Origin of the sequence: Bradyrhizobium sp. 186 (assembly GCF_023101685.1) — a bacterium.
GTDB lineage: Bacteria > Pseudomonadota > Alphaproteobacteria > Rhizobiales > Xanthobacteraceae > Bradyrhizobium.
In genome coordinates, this window is the sequence record NZ_CP082164.1 from 330,023 (window position 1) to 348,851 (window position 18,829).

Consider the following 18,829-nt stretch of genomic DNA (forward strand, 5'->3'; position numbering starts at 1 on the left):
GTGCAGGATAATTTGAAGGACAACGGGATCACACCATCGCAGACCGTCGGTCCGTTCTTCAAGTACGGTCTGACGCCGAACGGCGACTACGCCTGGAACGACGCATTCACCAACTCCACGCTCACGCCTGACGTCACCGGCGACCGAATCCGCGTCGAGGGCCGCGTGTTCGACGGCGACGGCGTCGCCGTGCCGGATTGCATGCTCGAGATCTGGCAGGCGGACGCGCAAGGCCGCTTTGCCGATCCGCAGGACAAGCGTGCGCTGCCCAACGCAAGCTTCCGCGGCTTCGCCCGCTGCGGCACCGACAAGGACGGCAACTATTCCTTCGAGACCATCAGGCCGGGCGCGGTGCCGGATCCGGACGGCAAGCCGCAGGCGCCGCATATCCTCCTTGCCGTGTTCGGCCGGGGCATGCTGCGGCATCTCTACACCCGCATCTATTTCAGCGACGAGGCCGGCAACGCCGCCGATCCCGTGCTGGCGGTGGTGCCCGCCGACCGCCGTGCCACGCTGATCGCGGTGCGAGAGGCCGGCAAGCCGGTCTATCGCCTCGACCTGCGGCTCCAGGGCGGCGACGAGACGGTATTCTTCGACGTATGATGCAACGCGTGTCGGCGATATCCAGTCGTCGGCACGGGCTTCTCATCCAGCGCAATTGAGCTCGTGCTACCTGCACCAGGCCTGAACTGATCCTCTTTCATGTTTGTGCGTCAGTCTGGCTGACCCAAAACCGATTGTTTGACGCCTCATCCCCGTAGTCTTGCGGTGTTTGCGCGATACAATTTCCGCGCGAGGCAATCCCGTATTTACCGTAACGAGCTAGGATCAGCGAATCTGACGCGTGGCCCTGGATCTCTCCATGAAAATTCGCCTGTCGTTGTCCTCCGCGATCATCGCGTTCGGGATCGTTCTCGCCATCGGCTTTACCGCCGTGGTCTCCACCAGCCTGTACGCATTGAAAGAGCTCAAGGTCGGCGGCCCGCTTTATTCCGACATCAAGCTGGGCAACGACCTCATCGCCGACATCCTGCCGCCGCCGGAATACGTGATCGAAGCCTACCTTGAGGCTACGCTTGCGATGCGCGAGCCGGACCAGCTGGCGGCTCATGGCGAGCGCCTGATCCAGCTCCGCAAGGATTATGACGAGCGCAAGGCGTTCTGGATCGCCTCGAGCCTGTCGGCCGACCTGAAGACTGCGCTGGTGTCGAAATCCGATGCCGAGGTACAGAAGTTCTGGAAGCTCCTGTCCGACCAGCTCCTGCCGGCCCTCAAGGCCAAGGACACCGCCGCTTCCGAGCGCGCCTATGCGCAGCTCAAGGACGCCTACACCGCACATCGCGCCGTCATCGACGGTATCGTCGAGAGCGCCAACAAGCAGAATGCCGACATGGAGAAGCTGGCTGCGGACCGCGACAGCTCCATGCTCTACATCCTCCTGGGCGTTTCCGCCGCCGTCCTGGCCTTCATTGCCGCGGGCCTGCTCGGCGTCGCGCTTGGCGTGGTGCGGCCGATCGTGCGCATGACGGATACGATGCAGAAGCTTGCGACCGGCGATCTCGCCGCTGACATCCCCTTCGCACAGCGCCAGGACGAAGTCGGGTCGATGGCGGGCGCCCTGCTCGTGTTCAAGCAAGCGGCGGTCGACAATGCCCGGCTGCGCGAGGAACAGCTCCAGACGGAGCAGGAGGCGGCGCTCGCCAAGCGCGGCGCCCTGCACCAGATGGCCGAGACGGTCGAACGGGAAACCGGCCGCTCGGTCGACACCGCGAGCGCCGCGACCCAAGGCGTGGAACGGGCCGCCTCCAGCCTGTCCGAGATCGCCCGGTCGTTGTCCACGGAGTCGCAGGCGGTCGCTTCGGCGTCCACCCAGGCCCTGAGCAGCTCGCAAACCGTCTCAGCCGCGGCCGAAGAGCTGAGCGCCTCGATCCGGGAGATCGCCACCCAGGTCGCACGCACCAGCACTGTCACCAAATCGGCGGTCGCCGGCCGCGAGCAGGCGCGCTCGACCATCCAGGCGCTGGCCGGATCGGTGAAGAAGATCGCCGAGGTCACCGACCTGATTGGCGGCATCGCCGGCCAGACCAACCTCTTGGCGCTCAACGCCACGATCGAGGCGGCGCGCGCCGGCGAGGCCGGCCGCGGCTTTGCGGTGGTCGCAGCCGAAGTGAAATCGTTGTCCGACCAGACCGCCAAATCGACCGAGGAGATCGCGCGCCTCATCGCCGAAATCCAGGCCTCGACGCAGGCCGCGGTCGATGCCGTCGAGACCATGGGAGGCCACATCGTCGAGATCGACGGCGTCGCGACCTCGGTTGCCGTGGCGATGGAGGAGCAGGACGCCGCGACACGGGAGATCGCACGGTCGATTTCCGAATCGGCCTCCGCCGCAAAGGAAGTCTCGACCAAAATCGCAAATGTCAGCCGCGACGCCGGTTCGGTGAACGAGCGCGCCGCGGAAGTCAGGCAGGCGATCGCCGGCATGGCGGCCAATCTCGAAGCGCTGCGGTCGGTCGTGGTCCGGACCGTGCGCGACTCGACGGCGGCGGCTTAGAGCATGATCCGGAAAAGTGCGAAGCGGTTTTCCGAAAAGATCATGCTCAAACAACAACCTAAAGCGCGATGATGATTCATCCTCATCTCATCGCGCTTTAGCCGGCCATTCCAAGGCCGCTGGCGCCCGACAGGGTGGTTGTGCAGAATGGAGCAACGCGACGGGGGGCGGGCTCTCATGACAGGTTCACGATTGCCGGAGGTGGCGGACGCGGCACGCCTCACCGCGGCGCTGCGCAAGGCCGGCGCGCTGGACGCCGGGGCCGTGCGCGAGGTGAAGGTGCTGCACGAGCGCGATACGGTCGTGTCGCACATCACCCGGCTCGGCCTGCGCTATGTCGGGGAATCCGCCGGCTCGCCGCAGTCTCTGATTCTCAAGACGCCGCATGCCGCATTGGCCAAGCCGCTGGCGAACGCCGGCCGCCAAGAGGTGGCCTACTACACGCAGCTTGCAGCCAGAATGCCGGCGCTGCTGGTGCCGCGCTGCTTCGACGGGAATTTCGACGAGGAGAGCCTCGCCTGGCATCTCCTGCTGGAGGATCTCACCGACAGTCACGAGATCGCAACCGCTTGGCCGCTGCCGCCATCGCGCGGTCAGGCGATGGCGATCGCCACGGCGCTCGCACGCTGGCACGCAGCGTGGTGGGACAATGGCAGCCTCGGCGAGACCGTCGGGACCTGGGCCAGCGCCGACGACACAGCGGGCCAGATGGAGACGTTCGCCTCCCATTACGACCGCTTCGCCGATCAGCTCGGCGATCGCCTCAGCGAAGAGCGCCGCACACTCTACCGCCGCTTTATCAATCAGTCGGACCGGCTGTCACGGCGCTACCATTCGCGCCGCCACGTCACCGTCACCCATGGCGATGCCCATATCTGGAATTTTCTGCTGCCGCGTGCCGGCGTGGCCGATACCGTGCGCATCTTCGATTTCGACCAGTGGCATATCGACGTGCCGACCGGCGACCTCGCCTACATGATGGCGATGCATTGGTATCCGGAGCGCAGGCAGGCGCTCGAACGTCTTCTGCTCAACCATTACCACGACACGCTGATCGCGCACGGCGTCAACGGCTATACGCGCGGGGCGCTCGACCAGGATTATCGCTGGTCAGTGCTCTGGCACATCACCAAGCCGGTCTGGCAGTGGAGCCTCAACATTCCGCAGGTGATCTGGTGGAATAATCTGGAGCGCGTGATGCTCGCGGTCGACGATCTCGGCTGCGAAGAGTTTTTGGGTTAGGCGGCGGCATATTCAGTGTCGTCCCGGCGAAGGCCGGGACCCATAATCCCAGGGAGACGTTGTAACGCGAGCTGTTAACCCCGAGTCTTCACCAAACCAAATCCTGTGGTTGGGTCCCGGCCTTCGCCGGGACGACGGCGGAGGTTGGAGCTCTCTACTCCATCACCGCATGTTCCGGCCCGGCCGCCTGCTTGCGCAGCGTGGCCTTGGTCGAGCCGATCAACAAAGCGAGCGGGATGGTGCAGAGGATGAAGACCATCACGAGTTGGTAGTCATGCGCAAAGGCGATGATCTGCGCCTGCACGCTGACCATTCTGTCGGCCATGGCGCGGCCGGCGTCGGTGGAGAGATTGATCATGCCGCTGACGTCGGGCATCTGGAGCGCGTGGTTGAACGGATTGACGTGCTCGGAGAGGATCGCATAGGTCCGCCGCGTGCCCTGCGTCAGCTGGGCGATCACGACCGAAATGCCGACTGAGCTCGCGACGTTGCGCATCAGGGTCAGCATCGCGGTGCCGTCGGTGCGCAGTTGGTTCGGCAGGGTCAGGAACGCCACCGTCGAGAGCGGCACGAAGACGAGGCCGAAGCCAAAGCCCTGGATGATGCTGACGGTCACGATCTCCGGCACCTGGGTCAGGTCGGTCCAGCCGGTCATCTGGAACAGCGAGCCCGCGGTCAGCGTCAGGCCTGTGATGATCAGCGTACGCGCCTCGAAATAGCGCATCATGCGGCCGACCAGCATCATGGCGAAGAAGGTGCCGAAGCCGCGGCTCGCCAGCAACAGGCCCGCCGTGATGATGGGATAGCCGATCACATTCTGCATATAGGGCGAGGCCAGCGCCATGGTCGAGAACAGCACGAGCCCCATCACGACCATGAACATGCAGCCGGTGACGAAATTACGATCCTTGAACAGCGCGAAGCGGATGAAGGGCGTCGAGGTCGTGAAGGAGTGCGCGACGAAGAAATAGAAGGCGACGGCCGAGACGATGAACTCTGCGATGATCTCGCCGGATTCGAGCCAGCCCAATTGCTCGCCGCGGTCGAGTGCGAGCTGAAGCGAGCCGATCGCGATCGCCAGCGCCGCGAAGCCGAACCAGTCGAATTTGAGGCTGATATCCTTCCTGGTTTCGTCCATGAAGACGATCAACCCGAGCACGGTGATGGCGCCGAACGGCAAATTGACGAAGAACACCCAGTGCCAGGAATAGGTCTCTGTGAGCCAGGCGCCGAGCGAGGGTCCCATGATCGGCCCCATCATCACGCCCATGCCCCAGATCGACATCGCCTTGGCGCGTTCCTGGAGCGTGTAATAGTCGAGCATGACAGATTGCGACAGCGGCACCAGGGCGGCGCCGAACACGCCTTGCAGCAGACGGAACAGCACCATCTGGTTGATGTCCTGCGCAAGCCCGCACAGCACGGACGCGAAGGTGAATCCGGCCGAGCAGATGATGAAGATGCGCTTGCGGCCGAAGCGATTGGCGATCCAGCCCACCGGCGCCGTCATGATCGCTGCGGCGACGATGTAGGAGGTCAGCACCCAGTTGATCTGGTCCTGCGAGGCCGACAGCGTGCCCTGCATGTAGGGCAGGGCGACGTTGGCGATGGTGGTGTCCAACGCCTGCATGATGGTCGCGGTCATGGCGCAGATCGTCACCATGTTCCGGCGCAGGCCGGGGACCATCAGGCTGGCATTGGGGCCGGACATCGGATCAGTCCTTGTCCTGGTTCGCGGTCGCCGACAATCCGAACAGGCCGGCGAGCGAGCGCCGATGGCCGGTGTCGATGGTGGCGTAGACACTCATGCCGGCCTTCAGCTTCCTCACATATTTGTCGGTCTCGTCGAAATAGATCCGGATCGGCACGCGCTGCACCACCTTGACGAAATTGCCGGTGGCATTCTGCGGCGGCAGGATCGCGAATTGCGCCCCCGTGCCGGGCGAGAGCGAGCCGATCTTGCCCTTGAAGACATGGTTCGGGAACGCGTCGACCTCGAGCGTGACGGGCTGTCCTTCGATGACGTAGGTGAGGTCGCTCTCCTTCGGGTTGGCGTCGACCCAGGGGTGGGCGACGTCGATGATGGAGAATACCGGCGTGCCGGCGGCGACATAGCGGCCGAGCTGGATCTGTTCGACCTGCGTCGCCACGCCGCCCATCGGCGCGCGCACCACCGCGTGGTCGAGATTGCGCTCGGCGTTGTCGAGCTTGGACTTGGCCTGCGCGTAGGGCGGGAATTTCTCCAGCGGGAGGTCGGTATCGCCGAGCAGCTGCGTCTTGGCCGTCGAGATCTGCTGCTTGACGTATTGCGCGATGGAGCCGGACGTCACCAGCGCGTTCGCCGCGTTGTCGAGATCGAGCTGCGAGCCGTAGCTGTTCTTGACCAGCGCCTGCTTGCGCTCGACGTCGCGCTGTTTCAGGTCGACGCCCCGCTGGGCAAGATCGAGCATGTCACCATAGATCTTGATGTTGGCACGGAGGTTGTCGTAGGTCGACTGCGCCTGCGCGAGCTGCGCCTTGGCCTCGTCCACCGCGAGGCGGAACGGCACGGGATCGATCTCGAACAGCTCGTCGCCCTGTTTGACGAGCTGACCTTCTTTCACGACGACCTTTTCGATCTTGCCGGAGATGTCGGGCGTCACCAGCACCTTCTGCGCGCCGACATAGGCGTCATCGGTGCCGACATAGCGGCCGCCATTGAGATAGAAGGTGAAGCCGGCAACGGCGACAACGGCCGGCAGCACGACCAGAAGCAGGAAACGGCGATAGCGGCGCAAGGCGGCCACCAGGCGGCGGCGCGGATCGGTGCCGGCCTTCTTTGTCGGTTTGCCGCCGTCGGCCTTCTGCTCGGGCTGGAATTTGAGCACCTGATCAGCCATAGCGCTGCTCCTTACGCGCTTGTTCCGCTCCAGATGTCTGGATGGCGTCACGCACGTTTTCCTTGATGGTTTCGAGTTGGGTGAGGAGACGGTGGGCGTCCGCGGGGTTGATGCCTTCGAGCGCGTTCGCTGTGAGTTCGGACTTCAGGCCGCTCATCTTGCCGAGCAACGTCCGGCCGGCCTTCCTGAGGTGCAAGCGTTTGACGCGGCGGTCCGTGGCATCGCTGCGGCGCTCGATCCAGTCGTTGTCGCAGAGCTTGTCGATCAGGCGAGTCAGCGTGATCGGCTGCATCTCCAGGAGCTCGGCGAGTTCCGATTGCTTCATGCCCTCGCTGCGTTCGACCTTGGCCAGCACCGCCCATTGCGCGCGGGTAATGCCGAAGCGAGACGCTTCCTTGTCGGCATACACGCGCAGCAGGCGGTAGAGTTCGCCGAGCGTAAACAGGAAGTTCTGGTCCACGGACCCGCGGCTCATAAGCTTTGTCTCCAATAAGCTTGAATATAATAAGCAAGCTTATGATTATTTCATGGCGGGTTAACGGGACGCTGTCCCGCTACAAAAGCATGGCTGACAGCCGTTCGTCGGTCGCGCTTTGGGTTCCCCGGCTGAAATGCTAGAACGCAGCTCACATGACCCTCGCAAAGCCGGCATTTCCGACGCCTGACCACGATCACGGCCGCTGCACTGCGGACGCGCTGTCACATGCCGAGGCGGTTTGCGAGCAGCGCGCCCAAAAATTCACGCCGATTCGACGTCAAGTGCTCCAGGCGCTCCTCTCGAGCCACCGCCCGCTCGGCGCCTATGAGGTCATCGACGAATTGGCGAAGGCGATGCCGCGGCCGGCGCCGATCACGGTCTACCGTGCTCTCGATTTTTTGATGACGAACGGCCTCGTGCACCGCATCGAAAGCCGCAACGCCTATCTCGCCTGCGCCGCCCACGACCACGACGCGACCTCGGCGGTGGCGTTCCTGATCTGCGAGCGCTGTGGCCTGGTCGGCGAAATTCCGTCGGCGTCGTTCGCCAAGGATATCAATGCCGCCGCGCGCGCCTCGGGCTTTGCGCCGAAATTGTCCGTGGTCGAGATCGCGGGCATCTGTACCCATTGTCAGAAAACATCTTGAAGCAACAACGGCACGAAGCCGGTTTTCGGGAAGAAATGTCCTCACCTCAAGCAATACCCTCCGCCGGGCGTCCTCTGAGTGCCGGCGCCATCGCTCTGATGCTCATGCTGTGCCTGACCTGGGGTTTCAACCAGATCGCGGTGAAGCTGGTACTGCCCGACATCCCGCCGATGCTCCAGGCGATGATCCGCTCGATGGGCGCGCTGCCGGTGCTGTTCATCGTCGGCACCCTGCGCGGCGTCAAATTCTTCGAGCGCGACGGCACATGGAAGGCGGGCCTCGTTGCCGGGCTGATGTTCGGCATCGAATTCGTGCTGATCTTCCAGGGGCTGCGCCTCACCCCCGCCTCGCGCGCGGTCGTGTTCCTCTACACCGCGCCGTTTTTCGTCGCGCTCGGCTCCTATCAGGTGCTCGGTGAGCGGCTTGGCGCCCCGCAATGGCTGGGGCTCGCCGTAAGCTTTGCCGGCGTCGCGCTCGCGATCGGTGTGCCGCAGCCGAATGTCGATTCGCACGTCCTGCTCGGCGATCTCATGATCGTCGGCGGCGCCGCACTGTGGGCCGCCACCACGCTGGTTGCGAAGAGCACGCGGCTGCGCTTCGCCGCGCCGGAGAAGGCGCTGGGCTATCAGGTTGCGATCTCGATCCCGATCCTGGGCATTGCCGCCTGGCTGTTCGGCGAATCCATCACCCACACGCCGGCGCCGCTGTCGCTCGGCCTGATGGCCTTCCAGGCGATCTGGGTGGTGGGAACCACGTTCACGCTTTGGTTCGCGCTGGTGAAGACCTATTCGGCCAGCAAATTGTCGGCTTTTACCTTCATCACCCCTTTGTTTGGCGTGGTGGGTAGCTATTTCATCATGCACGACAGCTTGAGCCTGGCTTTCGGAGCGGCTGCTCTCCTTGTAATTGCTGGGCTTTTTCTGGTTAACCGTCCGAGCCAAATGGCTGCGGCGCCGCGCGATGCATTGCTGAACGTCACCAAAACCTGATATTTGGACCCCATGAACAAGCTCGAAAACAACATCGATTCAGACGTCGCAGGCCCTGCGCCCCGGAACCAGACCACCCGGGTCAAGGTCGGCGACGTCGCCGTCGGCGGCGGTGCGCCGATCGTGGTGCAGTCGATGACCAACACCGACACCGCCGATATCGACGGCACCATCGCCCAGGTCGCAGCGCTCGCGCGCGCCGGCTCCGAGCTGGTCCGCATCACCGTCGACCGCGAGGAAGCTGCCGCTGCCGTCCCGCACATCCGCGACGGCCTGCGCAAGCGCGGCCTCACCACGCCGCTGATCGGCGACTTCCACTATATCGGCCACAAGCTGCTGGCCGCTTATCCGGCCTGTGCCGAGGCGCTCGACAAATACCGCATCAATCCCGGCAATGTCGGCTTCAAGGACAAGCGCGACACCCAGTTCGCCGACATCATCGAGATCGCCAACAAGAACAACAAGCCGGTGCGCATCGGCGCCAACTGGGGTTCGCTCGACCAGGAGCTGCTCACCAAGCTGATGGACGAGAACGCCGCGTCGTCCAATCCGCGCGACGTGCGCGCGGTGACGCGCGAAGCGATGGTGCAGTCGGCCCTGCTCTCGGCCGCGCGCGCCCAGGAACTTGGCATGTCCAAGGATCGCATCATCCTGTCGGCCAAGGTCTCGGCCGTGCAGGATTTGATCGCAGTCTACCAGGATCTCGCGTCTCGCTCGGATTACGCCATCCATCTCGGCCTCACCGAGGCCGGCATGGGCACCAAGGGCATCGTCGCCTCCTCCGCCGCGCTCGGCATCCTGCTTCAGCAGGGCATCGGCGACACCATCCGCATCTCGCTGACGCCCGAGCCCGGTGGCGACCGCACCCGCGAAGTGCAGGTTGGCCAGGAACTGTTGCAGACCATGGGCTTCCGCACCTTCGTGCCGCTGGTTGCGGCGTGCCCCGGCTGCGGCCGCACCACCTCGACCACGTTCCAGGAGCTGGCCAGCTCGATCCAGGGTTTCATCCGCGACGAGATGCCGAACTGGAAGACGAAATATCCGGGCGTTGAAGAGCTCAACGTCGCGGTGATGGGCTGTATCGTCAACGGCCCCGGCGAATCCAAGCACGCCAATATCGGCATCTCCTTGCCTGGCACCGGCGAAGCCCCGGCCGCGCCCGTGTTCGTCGACGGCAAGAAGTTCCGCACCCTGCGTGGCCCGACCATCTCGGCCGACTTCAAGGCGCTGGTGATCGACTACATCGAGCAGCGCTACGGCCAGGGCGCCAAGGTGCCGGTGACGGCGGCGGAGTAGTTCTACTCCGCTGTCGCGTGTAGCCCGGATGAAGCGAAGCGAAATCCGGGGCCTTCTCGCAAGCTGACGGGCTGGTCCCGGATTGCGCTTCGCTCCATCCGGGCTACGATGCCTCCAATCAATAACGATTGGGAGCAACACCGATGAGCTCGCTCGCCGGCAAGCAGGGTCCGCGCTACCGCCACACGTCGGAGGACGGCGCACCGTATGAGACTATCGCGGTAGAGAAACTCACCCCGATCATCGGCGCAGAGATCTCAGGCGTCGACATCGGCAAGCTCGTCTCGGACGACGCCCGCTCCAACCGCCAGATGGACGAGATCCACCGCGCGCTCGCCGAAAACCTCGTGATCTTCTTCCGTGACCAGCACATCACGCCACAACAGCATCTCGCCTTTGGCCGCAAGTTCGGCGAGCTGCATTTCCATCCCGCCGCCCCGCATGAGAATGAAGATCCGGCGCTGATGAAGATCTATGCGGATGCGAACTCGCCGCGGGCCAATGGCGAGGGCTGGCATTCCGACGTCTCCTGCGACCTCGAGCCGCCGATGGGCTCGATCCTCTACATCAAGCAGTGCCCGCCGCGCGGCGGCGACACGCTGTTCGCCAACATGTACGCGGCCTACGAGGCGCTGTCCGACCGCATGAAGGCCTATCTCGATGGGCTGACCGCGTTGCATGACGGCGAGCCGATCTATCGCGGGCTCTATGCGAATTACGGCGTTGCCGACCGTCCCTCCTATCCCCATGCGGAGCACCCCGTCGTGCGCACGCACCCGGTCACGGGCAAGAAGGCGCTCTACGTCAATCGCGGCTTCACCCGCCACATCAACGGCGTCCCCCGCGACGAAAGCGACGCGATCCTCGCCTATCTCTACCAGCACGCCGAAAATCCGCTGTTCCAGTGCCGCTTCCGCTGGACCGAGAACGCCATCGCGTTCTGGGACAACCGCTGCACCCAGCACCGCGCGATGTGGGACTACTGGCCGCATACGCGGTCGGGGACACGCGTGACGGTGAAGGGGGAGCGGCCGGTGTGAAGCGCCCATGGTGCTCCATCTTCGCCATTGCCGTTTCACTGTTTGCATTTTCGCCAATGAACTTTAGCCAGGCGGCTGGTATCCGTAAGTTCGCTAAAGCCAGAGCCAAGCCGCCCGCGACGGAGAAATGCGAGCCGCGCAAATTCCGGATCATCCTCGATGTCGGGCACACCTCCGAGTCGCAAGGCGCGACGAGCGCGCGCAATGACCCGGAGTTCGGCTTCAACCTTCACTTGGCGAAGCTCATCGGCGAGAGACTGAAGTCGGCAGGCTTTGCCGCGACCCGTGTGCTCGTGACCGAAGGCAAGGCGAAGGCGAGCCTGCTCAAGCGCGTCGGCACCGCCAATGACGCGCATGCGGATTTCTTCTTGTCTATCCACCACGACTCCGTGCCGGACAAGATGCTCGAGGAATGGGAGTTCGAAGGCGCCAAGAGCTTCTTCAGCGACCGTTTCGGCGGCCATTCGCTGTTCGTGTCCGAGCGCAATCCGAGGTTCGGCGCAAGCCTCGCTTTTGCCCGGCTGCTCGGCAAGGAGCTGAAGGACCGCGGCCTGCAATATGCCAGCCAGTACACCTTGCCGCTGATGGGCCGCTACCGGCACCAGCTGCTCGACAAGGATGTCGGCGTCTACCGCTATGACGGGCTCGTCGTGCTGTCGCGAACGAGAAGCGCCGCGGTGCTGCTCGAGGCCGGCTCGCTCATCAACCGCGGCGAGGAGATGGCGATGAACTCGCCGGAGCGGCAGGAGATGATTGCTGTGGCCGTAACGGCGGCGACGAGGGGGTTTTGCGAGAAGCGGTAGACGATCGCGGGCCTGTGACAAACGTTGTGGCTTTCGCACACAAACAATCAAGCCTGTTGCGCGACGGCCGTCCACATATGGGTCCGGGATCAGCGCTCCGCTTCGCTGCGCTTGTCCGGGACGACGGTGCCTACAACGGCGCCCCCTGATACTCCCGGTTCGCCAGGCTCGCCTCCTCAAGATCGAGATCGCGCTCGATCCGCCGCCGGGTCTCGTCGGTGATCTGGCCGTCGCGCAGGAGCTCGTGGATGAACTTGCGCTCGGCGGCGATCAGCTCGCGTGTGAGCGCGGTGCCGGCGGCGGAGACGTCGTGGCGGCCGGGGTCGAGCGAGTCCGGAAGCTGGTTGGCGCGGATCTCGTGCCGCGCGCGCAAGAGCCTCATCACTTCCTCTGAAACCTCTTTCTCCTCCGTCAGCGCGTCGAGCGATTTCAGCGCGGCGTCGAGCGCCTGACGCCGCGCGGCAATTTCCGCCTCGTGCTCGAGTGCATGCTCGTGGCGACCGGCATCTGCGATGCCGAGCCAGCGGACCACCGGCGGCAGGGCGAGGCCGACGCCGATTAGTGTGATGAAGATGACGCCGAAGGCGACGAACAGGATCAGGTCGCGGTACGGAAAGGCCTCGCCGCCCGGCAGCGTGAACGGCAGCGCCAGCGCCGCTGCGAGCGACACCGCGCCACGCACACCCGTAAAGGCGAGCGTGAAGGCCCATTGCCAGGGCGGCGACGGATCGCGCTCGCGCAGACTTTTGCTCAATACTCGCGGCAGATAGGTCGCGGGAAAGAGCCAGGCAAAGCGCGCGATGATGATGATCACCACGACCACGGCGGTCGCGATCATGATGTCGTCGAGCGGGAACGCCTTCGATTTTTCGTAGAGCGCCCGCATCTGGAAGCCGGTGAGCAGGAACAGCAGGCCCTCGATCAAATAGACCACGAGGTCCCAGAAGAAGATGCCCTGCAGGCGTGTCGCCGATGAGATCAGCAGCGGGCCGTTCCAGCTCACATAGAGGCCGCAGGCCACCGTGGCGATCACGCCGGAGCCGCCGACATGCTCGGGCAGCCAGAAGGAAACGTACGGCGTGATCAGCGACAGCGTGAGCTCGACCTGCGGATCCCTGGACCAATTGCGGGCGCGCAGGGAGAGCCAGCCGACGCCGATGCCGAAGGCGATCTCGCCGGCGACGATCAGAGAGAACTCGCCTGCCGCCAGCGGCAGCGAGAAATGCCCGACCATGATCGCGGCCACCGCAAAACGGTAGAGGATCAGCGCGGTGGCGTCGTTGACGAGGCCTTCGCCCTCGAGCACGATCAGGATCCGGCGCGGCATGTGCAGCCGGCGCGCGATCGCGAGCGGCGCCACCACGTCGGGCGGCGCCACGATGGCCCCGAGCAGGAAGCCGATGGCCCAAGGCAGGCCGATCAGATAGTGCGTGGCGGTCGCCACCATCGCCGCGGTGAAGATCACCGCGCCGACCGCGAGCAGCACGATCGGGCGAAGATTCTTTCGGAACTCGCGCCAGCTCATGGCGACGCTAGCCGAATAGATCAGCGGCGGCAGCACCATCAGCAGCACCAGTTGCGGCGGCAGCTCGACCGCCGGCATGCCCGGCACGAAGGCGAGGCCGACGCCGGCCAGCATCAGGAGAATGGCGGGCGCGACGTTGAAGCGGCGCGCGGCAAGCGCCACACCCGCCAGCACGGCAAGCAGGATGAGAAAGATCTGAAACTTCGCTTCCATGATGGCCTGTCTTCGCCCGGAAGCGGGCGCGAGGTCAATGCGGTGCTCTTAGACCAGCCGTTCGGCCACCATGTGCCCGATGCGCGCGAATACGGCCTCGATCTGCGCGGCGCTCGGCGTGCTGCCCTGGGTATAGGCCGCGATCAGGATCGGCGTATCGGGCCTGGGCCGAGCGCGGGGCCGGCGGCCATCCAGCAGAGTGAGGCGAGGAGGAAGCGGCGGTCGAGCGACATGGAGAGACCTTAGGAGGAAACGGAGATGGGGATGCAGCGGACAGTTTATCCGCACCGCTATTGCGAGCGTAGCGAAGCAATCCAGTCTGCCTCCGCGGAGAGATTCTGGATTGCTCACATGGGGAATGTGTATGTCAAGGATGAGCAGTCACCTTTTTGTTCGACTGCAGCCACCTCTTCGTCCCGACCGCGGGTTCTGCAGGATGGCGCGCGCAGATCAAGTCAAGGCCGGCCTGTTAGGGCCGCCGCGAAGCGGCTTGGCCTTGAGTTGAGCGAGCACGCCATCATGCTTGGTGCGTTGGGCCGATAGGAGCTCCTCGCGTTGGCGGTTCTGTCAGGGCATCTGCCATCCTCGCATTTGCGATCCAAGGGTCGAGCCGGTTCGACGATCTGGGTTGCTTGCCAGATCAAACTCACATTCGGTCGTCGCACAAGGCGACTGCACCACGATTCCGCTTGCGGCGGGCAGGCTCGAGAGGACGAGGCCATTCTTCGTTGCGGCGTTTGAAGCCATGCAATCCATCGGTTCGTCCACCCGGATCTTCCGAGACTGATCGGGCCTCGGCAGATGGGTTATGGTTCTTTCGTTGCGCGCGGGCGGCGAAGCACGCCGCTTGGTGCGGTCCGGATCAGGCGGCGGGCTTCATCACGGCCCCCTCGATGGTCTCGCCCGCGGTGACATACTTCCACAAGGTCACGAGAAGCTTGCGCGCCAGCGCCACGATCGCGCGCTTGCGGCCTTGCGGGCTTCGCTCCTTGAACCAGCGCGTCAGGGCCGACTGCGGCTGGTGACGTATCCACAGCCAGGCGAGCTGGATCATTGTGGTCCGCAGCCTGGGATTGCCGGCCTTCGACACGCCCTGCTCGTGCCGGATGCCTCCGCTTTGCCACGGCGTCGCCGCAAGCCCCGCATAGGCGGCGACCTGGCGGCGGTTGGAGAACTGCCGGTAGAACGCCTCCGACCAGAGCACGGCCGCAAAGTTGGCGCCGAGCCCTTTCAAGGCCAGCAGCATCGCCACCGGATCCGGCGCGACCTTGTCTGCAGCGTTCTTGTCTGCAGGCTTCCGGGCTGCGGCCAGCAGAGCATCTCGCGCGGCCTCGACCGCCTTGATCTGTTCCAGAAGCAGTTCGACCCGATCGAGCTCGCGGCCGATCTGCGCCTTCAAATGCGAAGGCAGCTCCCGCCCGTCGCCCGTGCGCAAGGCCTCAAGCCGCGCCCGCCGATTGCGCCGCAGCGGCACGTAGTCGGATATCCCCTGCGCGAACAGAAGACCCTTGATCCGGTTCACATGCGTGATGCGCTCGGCGATCAGCGTCGCTCGTTCGCGACACAGCCTGCGCCGGTCCTCCTCTTCAGGCGAGGGCGCAACCACCATCGCACAGACCCGCGGCTCGCCGCGCTTGTAGGCCAGAAGCGCCCGCAACAGCGCCTCGCCATCGAGCCTGTCAGTCTTGGCCCGCCGCCGCCGTCGCGACGTCGCAATCGAGGCGGGATCGACCACGTGGCTCTCAATGCCGTTCTGTTGCAGAACACGGTGCAGCCAGAACCCGTCCAGCCCAGCTTCCTGGATCGTGATGATCGGATAGCTCTCGCGGGTCCTGGCCTCCGCCTTGCGCCTGAGTTCCGCAAACAGCTTCATCAGCTCAGCCGTATCGCCGGCCGTGACGCTGTGCCTGGACATCTTCTCGCCCGTACCAGGCGAAAGTGACGTAATCACCCACGTCGAACGGCTCAGTTCCAAAGACACAAAAATTGCGCCAAACTGCGTGCGGATAGCGGTCGGTCCGTCGGAAGGATGATCGAGCAACATCGTCGTCTCCAGGTTGAGGGGGTCAGCAACCTCAGTCTGGCCTCAGACCTGGTCGCTATCCACTCCCCATGGAATCTTCGCTGCGCTCGCAATGACGGAGAATGGGAGGCGAGCGCGCCCAATTTCGGGCAGCGGAAGGCCGAGCCCCTCACTCCCTCAGATCATACCGGTACGACTTCGACACGATCTGCCAACCGTCGCCGAGCTTCATCGCCACCAGATAGTCGGTGAAATAGCGCGGCGGCAGCTGGCATTTGACCTTGATGAAGGCGGTGTTGTCATCCGAACGGTCGATGGTGACGACGAAATCCTCGCGCGGCTTGCCTTCGGCTTTGGCGGACGCGCGCTTGCGCACACGGTCGAGCCAGTCGGGCACGGTCAGCACCTGCAATTCGCCCTTCTCGACCCAGCGCAAATCGGCGGAGGGATGGAATATCGCGCCGAGCTTTTCTGCGTCGCCTTCGTAAAGTCCGTCAAAATAACTTTGCACGACGGCTTCGACGCTTGAACGATTCTGGCTCATGGGTCATCCCTTTGAATGATGGCTCGGAAGGAACTTAGTCGTACAGACCAAATTGCGCTATGGCTGTCTCCCGCCACTCGCGCGAGGCACTGTGATGACCGGATCAGAAAAATCGAACGCTCGTATCCTGATCGGCGAATGCTACTGCCGCGCGGTGCGCTACGAGGTGGCGGACGAGTTCTCCTACGCGATGAACTGTCACTGCTCGAACTGCCGCCGCACCACCGGTTCTGCCTTCAAGCCGTTCGCCGGGATCGAACAGACCAAGCTCCGCATCGTCCGGGGCGAGGACCAACGGACCATTTTCGGCGACGACACGACCCATGACGCGCACTGCGCCCGCTGCGGCTCGCTGCTTTATTCCCGGGTCCGTGAAGGAAAATGGGTCCATGTCGCCATGGGAACCCTGGTCGATGCCCCCTCCATTCGGCCGAGTGCCCACATTTTTGTGGGCTCCAAGGCGCCGTGGTACGAAATTACGGACAATCTGCCGCAATATCGGGGGCACATCGGGGATGCCTAGGGGGAATCCGGCCCCGCACGTGTCCGGCAGCGAACCGCCACCGCGCTGGCGCGACAAACAAAAGGGGGCTTTCGGCCTGTCGTCGGCGTCGCCTTCGTGACCTCCATCACAAGCGCCAATGGTGGGACTTGCTAAAGCGATGTCAAAGGGCCTCGAACTGCCCGGAACTCGGAAGCCGTGTCATGCGCAACCTGCTCAGACTTTGCCCGCTTCTCTTCGCTTTCGCGCTGCTGGTTGGCGCCGAACCCGCTTTCGCCGGGAAGCGCGTAGCATTGGTGCTTGCCAATTCCGCATATCAGCACGCGCCCTCGCTTGCGAACCCCGTCAACGACGGCTCGGTCATGGCCAGGACGCTGAAGGAGGCCGGATTTGACGTCGTCGATTCCCGCCACGACCTCTCGGCGCTCGACACGCGACGCGCGCTGCGCGACTTCGCCGATGCGACCCGCGATGCCGACATCGCGGTGGTCTACTACGCCGGCCACGGCATCGAGGTCGAGGGATCGAACTATCTGATCCCGGTCGACGCCAAGCTCGAGCGCGATACCGACGTCTATGACGAAGCGCTGTCGCTCGACCGCGTCCTGGTTGCGGTCGAGCCCGCAAAACAGCTTCGCCTGGTGATCCTCGACGCCTGCCGCGACAATACGTTCGGCAAGACCATGAGGCGCACGGTCGCTTCGCGCAGCATCGGCCGCGGCCTGGCCCAGGTCGAGCCCACCAGCCCCAACACGCTGGTCGCCTATTCGGCCAAGGCCGGTTTCACGGCGCAGGACGGCGACGGCGCTAACAGCCCGTTCACCGTCGCGCTGTCGAAGCATCTGACCACTCCGGGCCTCGATGTCCGCCGCGCCTTCGGCTTCGTGCGCGACGACGTGCTCAAGTCGACCGCCAACAAGCAGGAGCCCTTCGTGTATGGCTCGCTCGGCGGCGAGGATGTGCCGCTGGTGCCGGTCAAGGTGACGGCCGCGACCGCGGCGGCGCCCGCGCCGAATCCGCAGGCCGACATGCGTCGCGACTACGAGCTCGCGCTCCAGGTCGGCAACAGGCCGGCATGGGACGCGTTCCTCGCCCAGCACCCCGACGGCTTCTATGCGAGCCTCGCCAAGCTCCAGCTCGAGAAGATCGGGGCCGAGCAGGCCCATGCGGCGGCGACCGAAAAGGCCAAGCAGGCCGAGGCCGAGCGTGATCGTCTCGCCGCTCTCGGCGCGCAGAAGGATACTCAGGCCAAGGCCGCTGCCGATGCGAAAGCGGCCGAGCAGGTGCAGCTCGCCGCGCAGAAGGCCAAGGAGCAGGCGCAGCAGCAGGCGGCCGCTGCCGAGCAGCAGCGCGTCAACCTCGCCGCCGCGGCGCCGAGCGCCGCGCCGGCAAGCACAGCGAGCCCGGCCGGTACCGCAGTGGCCTCATTGACGCCAGCGACCACGCCGGCCGATCTCAACCGCTCGGTGCAGACCGAGCTCGGCCGCGTCGGCTGCTTCGCAGGACAAGCCGATGGCAATTGGAGCACGTCTTCGCAGCGCTCGCTGTCGCAGTTCAACCGCTACGCCGGCACCAAGCTCGACGTGAAATTGGCGAGCACCGACGCGCTCGATACCGTCAAGGCCAAGCCGTCGCGCGTCTGCCCGCTGGTCTGCGAGCACGGCTTCAAGGTCGATGGTGAAAAATGCACCAAGATCGTCTGCGGCGACGGCTATGCGCTGAACGACGACAATGAATGCGAGAAGAAGCGTGCCGCAAAACCCGCGCCGTCGAAGCCCGCGACCTCGCGGCGCGACGACAGCGAGGACCGGCCGGCGCGGCAGCGTCGTCCGCAGATGGGCTCTGCGGGCGGCATGGGCGGATATGGCGGCGCTGCCGCCGGCATCGCGGCGGGCTCGGGCCGCGCCTCAGGCGGCGGCAGTGGTCAGATCTATTGCGACAACAGCACCTGCCGCCAAGTCAACCGCGGCTGCCACCTGGAATATCGCGGCGGCGGCGGCCCGGGCAATGCGGCCAATGCCGAGGTGTGTAACTAGGGCGAGTTAGTGCCTCTCCACATTCGTCCTGGTGAAAGCCAGGACCCGTAACCACCGG

Annotated in this window: 16 protein-coding genes; 10 read left to right on the plus strand and 6 right to left on the minus strand. The window is 64.6% G+C overall.

Going from position 1 to position 18,829, the window contains the following annotated elements:
• The 3 genes from pcaG to IVB18_RS01540 all read left to right on the plus strand — a co-directional run bounded on the left by pcaG (nucleotide 1) and on the right by IVB18_RS01540 (nucleotide 3,796).
• Entirely contained in the window at nucleotides 1–603 is a 603-nt protein-coding gene (gene pcaG, locus IVB18_RS01530) for a protocatechuate 3,4-dioxygenase subunit alpha (RefSeq protein WP_247987586.1), read from the plus strand.
• A gap of 259 nt (nucleotides 604–862) precedes the next feature.
• Nucleotides 863–2,554: a methyl-accepting chemotaxis protein gene (locus IVB18_RS01535; protein ID WP_247987587.1), complete on the plus strand. Its 1,692-nt coding sequence runs from the start codon at nucleotides 863–865 to the stop codon at nucleotides 2,552–2,554.
• Nucleotides 2,555–2,731: 177 nt separating this feature from the next.
• A complete protein-coding gene (locus tag IVB18_RS01540) occupies nucleotides 2,732–3,796 on the plus strand; it encodes an ecdysteroid 22-kinase family protein (RefSeq protein ID WP_247987588.1) in 1,065 nt (354 codons plus the stop codon).
• 154 nt (nucleotides 3,797–3,950) lie between these two features.
• On the opposite strand, the gene IVB18_RS01545 is transcribed toward IVB18_RS01540, so the two are convergent.
• The 3 genes from IVB18_RS01545 to IVB18_RS01555 are packed head-to-tail and all read right to left on the minus strand — an operon-like array spanning nucleotide 3,951 to nucleotide 7,150.
• Nucleotides 3,951–5,507: an MDR family MFS transporter gene (locus tag IVB18_RS01545; protein WP_247987589.1), complete on the minus strand. Its 1,557-nt coding sequence runs from the start codon at nucleotides 5,505–5,507 to the stop codon at nucleotides 3,951–3,953.
• A gap of 4 nt (nucleotides 5,508–5,511) precedes the next feature.
• A complete protein-coding gene (locus IVB18_RS01550; protein ID WP_247987590.1) occupies nucleotides 5,512–6,675 on the minus strand; it encodes an HlyD family secretion protein in 1,164 nt (387 codons plus the stop codon).
• Entirely contained in the window at nucleotides 6,668–7,150 is a 483-nt protein-coding gene (locus IVB18_RS01555; RefSeq protein ID WP_247987591.1) for a MarR family transcriptional regulator, read from the minus strand. The genes IVB18_RS01550 and IVB18_RS01555 overlap by 8 nt, the downstream gene beginning before the upstream one ends.
• A 155-nt stretch (nucleotides 7,151–7,305) precedes the next feature.
• On the opposite strand from IVB18_RS01555, the gene IVB18_RS01560 reads away from it, so the two are divergent.
• From IVB18_RS01560 to IVB18_RS01580, 5 genes are all read left to right on the plus strand, one after another.
• On the plus strand, nucleotides 7,306–7,800 hold the full coding sequence (locus IVB18_RS01560; RefSeq protein ID WP_247987592.1) for a transcriptional repressor: 495 nt from the start codon (nucleotides 7,306–7,308) through the stop codon (nucleotides 7,798–7,800).
• A 35-nt stretch (nucleotides 7,801–7,835) separates the two neighbouring features.
• Nucleotides 7,836–8,789, plus strand: coding sequence for a DMT family transporter (locus IVB18_RS01565; RefSeq protein ID WP_247987593.1), 954 nt, complete (start codon nucleotides 7,836–7,838; stop codon nucleotides 8,787–8,789).
• 12 nt (nucleotides 8,790–8,801) lie between these two features.
• The gene (ispG, locus tag IVB18_RS01570) at nucleotides 8,802–10,085 is read left to right on the plus strand and encodes a flavodoxin-dependent (E)-4-hydroxy-3-methylbut-2-enyl-diphosphate synthase (RefSeq protein WP_247987594.1); all 1,284 of its coding nucleotides are present in this window, start codon (nucleotides 8,802–8,804) and stop codon (nucleotides 10,083–10,085) included.
• Between the two features lie 143 nt (nucleotides 10,086–10,228).
• Nucleotides 10,229–11,125, plus strand: coding sequence for a TauD/TfdA family dioxygenase (locus IVB18_RS01575; RefSeq protein ID WP_247987595.1), 897 nt, complete (start codon nucleotides 10,229–10,231; stop codon nucleotides 11,123–11,125).
• 56 nt (nucleotides 11,126–11,181) lie between these two features.
• Complete coding sequence (locus tag IVB18_RS01580; protein WP_247987596.1) at nucleotides 11,182–11,928, plus strand: N-acetylmuramoyl-L-alanine amidase; 747 nt, start codon at nucleotides 11,182–11,184, stop codon at nucleotides 11,926–11,928.
• Between the two features lie 130 nt (nucleotides 11,929–12,058).
• Here IVB18_RS01580 and IVB18_RS01585 read toward each other — a convergent pair whose 3' ends face one another.
• The 3 genes from IVB18_RS01585 to IVB18_RS01595 all read right to left on the minus strand — a co-directional run bounded on the left by IVB18_RS01585 (nucleotide 12,059) and on the right by IVB18_RS01595 (nucleotide 16,233).
• Nucleotides 12,059–13,666: a Na+/H+ antiporter gene (locus IVB18_RS01585; protein WP_247987597.1), complete on the minus strand. Its 1,608-nt coding sequence runs from the start codon at nucleotides 13,664–13,666 to the stop codon at nucleotides 12,059–12,061.
• Between the two features lie 862 nt (nucleotides 13,667–14,528).
• On the minus strand, nucleotides 14,529–15,710 hold the full coding sequence (locus IVB18_RS01590) for an IS110 family transposase (protein WP_247983422.1): 1,182 nt from the start codon (nucleotides 15,708–15,710) through the stop codon (nucleotides 14,529–14,531).
• A 148-nt stretch (nucleotides 15,711–15,858) separates the two neighbouring features.
• The gene (locus IVB18_RS01595) at nucleotides 15,859–16,233 is read right to left on the minus strand and encodes a nuclear transport factor 2 family protein (RefSeq protein WP_247987598.1); all 375 of its coding nucleotides are present in this window, start codon (nucleotides 16,231–16,233) and stop codon (nucleotides 15,859–15,861) included.
• A 94-nt stretch (nucleotides 16,234–16,327) separates the two neighbouring features.
• Between IVB18_RS01595 and IVB18_RS01600 the strand changes: the two genes are divergently transcribed.
• Together IVB18_RS01600 and IVB18_RS01605 are read left to right on the plus strand one after the other, a co-directional pair.
• Entirely contained in the window at nucleotides 16,328–16,756 is a 429-nt protein-coding gene (locus IVB18_RS01600) for a GFA family protein (protein WP_247987599.1), read from the plus strand.
• Nucleotides 16,757–16,938: 182 nt separating this feature from the next.
• Nucleotides 16,939–18,771 carry a caspase family protein gene (locus tag IVB18_RS01605; RefSeq protein WP_247987600.1) on the plus strand — a complete coding sequence of 611 codons (1,833 nt, stop codon included), beginning with the start codon at nucleotides 16,939–16,941 and terminating at the stop codon, nucleotides 18,769–18,771.
• The last annotated feature ends 58 nt before the right edge of the window (nucleotides 18,772–18,829 follow it).

What these genes read in the sequence shown, in the direction of transcription:
- IVB18_RS01535 (WP_247987587.1), top strand. Translation starts at nt 863, where the DNA reads ATGAAAATTCGCCTGTCGTTGTCCTCCGCGATCATCGCGTTCGGGATC.
- IVB18_RS01540 (WP_247987588.1), top strand. Translation starts at nt 2,732, where the DNA reads ATGACAGGTTCACGATTGCCGGAGGTGGCGGACGCGGCACGCCTCACC.
- IVB18_RS01545 (WP_247987589.1), bottom strand. Translation starts at nt 5,507, where the DNA reads ATGTCCGGCCCCAATGCCAGCCTGATGGTCCCCGGCCTGCGCCGGAAC.
- IVB18_RS01550 (WP_247987590.1), bottom strand. Translation starts at nt 6,675, where the DNA reads ATGGCTGATCAGGTGCTCAAATTCCAGCCCGAGCAGAAGGCCGACGGC.
- IVB18_RS01555 (WP_247987591.1), bottom strand. Translation starts at nt 7,150, where the DNA reads ATGAGCCGCGGGTCCGTGGACCAGAACTTCCTGTTTACGCTCGGCGAA.
- IVB18_RS01560 (WP_247987592.1), top strand. Translation starts at nt 7,306, where the DNA reads ATGACCCTCGCAAAGCCGGCATTTCCGACGCCTGACCACGATCACGGC.
- IVB18_RS01565 (WP_247987593.1), top strand. Translation starts at nt 7,836, where the DNA reads ATGTCCTCACCTCAAGCAATACCCTCCGCCGGGCGTCCTCTGAGTGCC.
- ispG (WP_247987594.1), top strand. Translation starts at nt 8,802, where the DNA reads ATGAACAAGCTCGAAAACAACATCGATTCAGACGTCGCAGGCCCTGCG.
- IVB18_RS01575 (WP_247987595.1), top strand. Translation starts at nt 10,229, where the DNA reads ATGAGCTCGCTCGCCGGCAAGCAGGGTCCGCGCTACCGCCACACGTCG.
- IVB18_RS01580 (WP_247987596.1), top strand. Translation starts at nt 11,182, where the DNA reads ATGAACTTTAGCCAGGCGGCTGGTATCCGTAAGTTCGCTAAAGCCAGA.
- IVB18_RS01585 (WP_247987597.1), bottom strand. Translation starts at nt 13,666, where the DNA reads ATGGAAGCGAAGTTTCAGATCTTTCTCATCCTGCTTGCCGTGCTGGCG.
- IVB18_RS01590 (WP_247983422.1), bottom strand. Translation starts at nt 15,710, where the DNA reads ATGTTGCTCGATCATCCTTCCGACGGACCGACCGCTATCCGCACGCAG.
- IVB18_RS01595 (WP_247987598.1), bottom strand. Translation starts at nt 16,233, where the DNA reads ATGAGCCAGAATCGTTCAAGCGTCGAAGCCGTCGTGCAAAGTTATTTT.
- IVB18_RS01600 (WP_247987599.1), top strand. Translation starts at nt 16,328, where the DNA reads ATGACCGGATCAGAAAAATCGAACGCTCGTATCCTGATCGGCGAATGC.
- IVB18_RS01605 (WP_247987600.1), top strand. Translation starts at nt 16,939, where the DNA reads ATGCGCAACCTGCTCAGACTTTGCCCGCTTCTCTTCGCTTTCGCGCTG.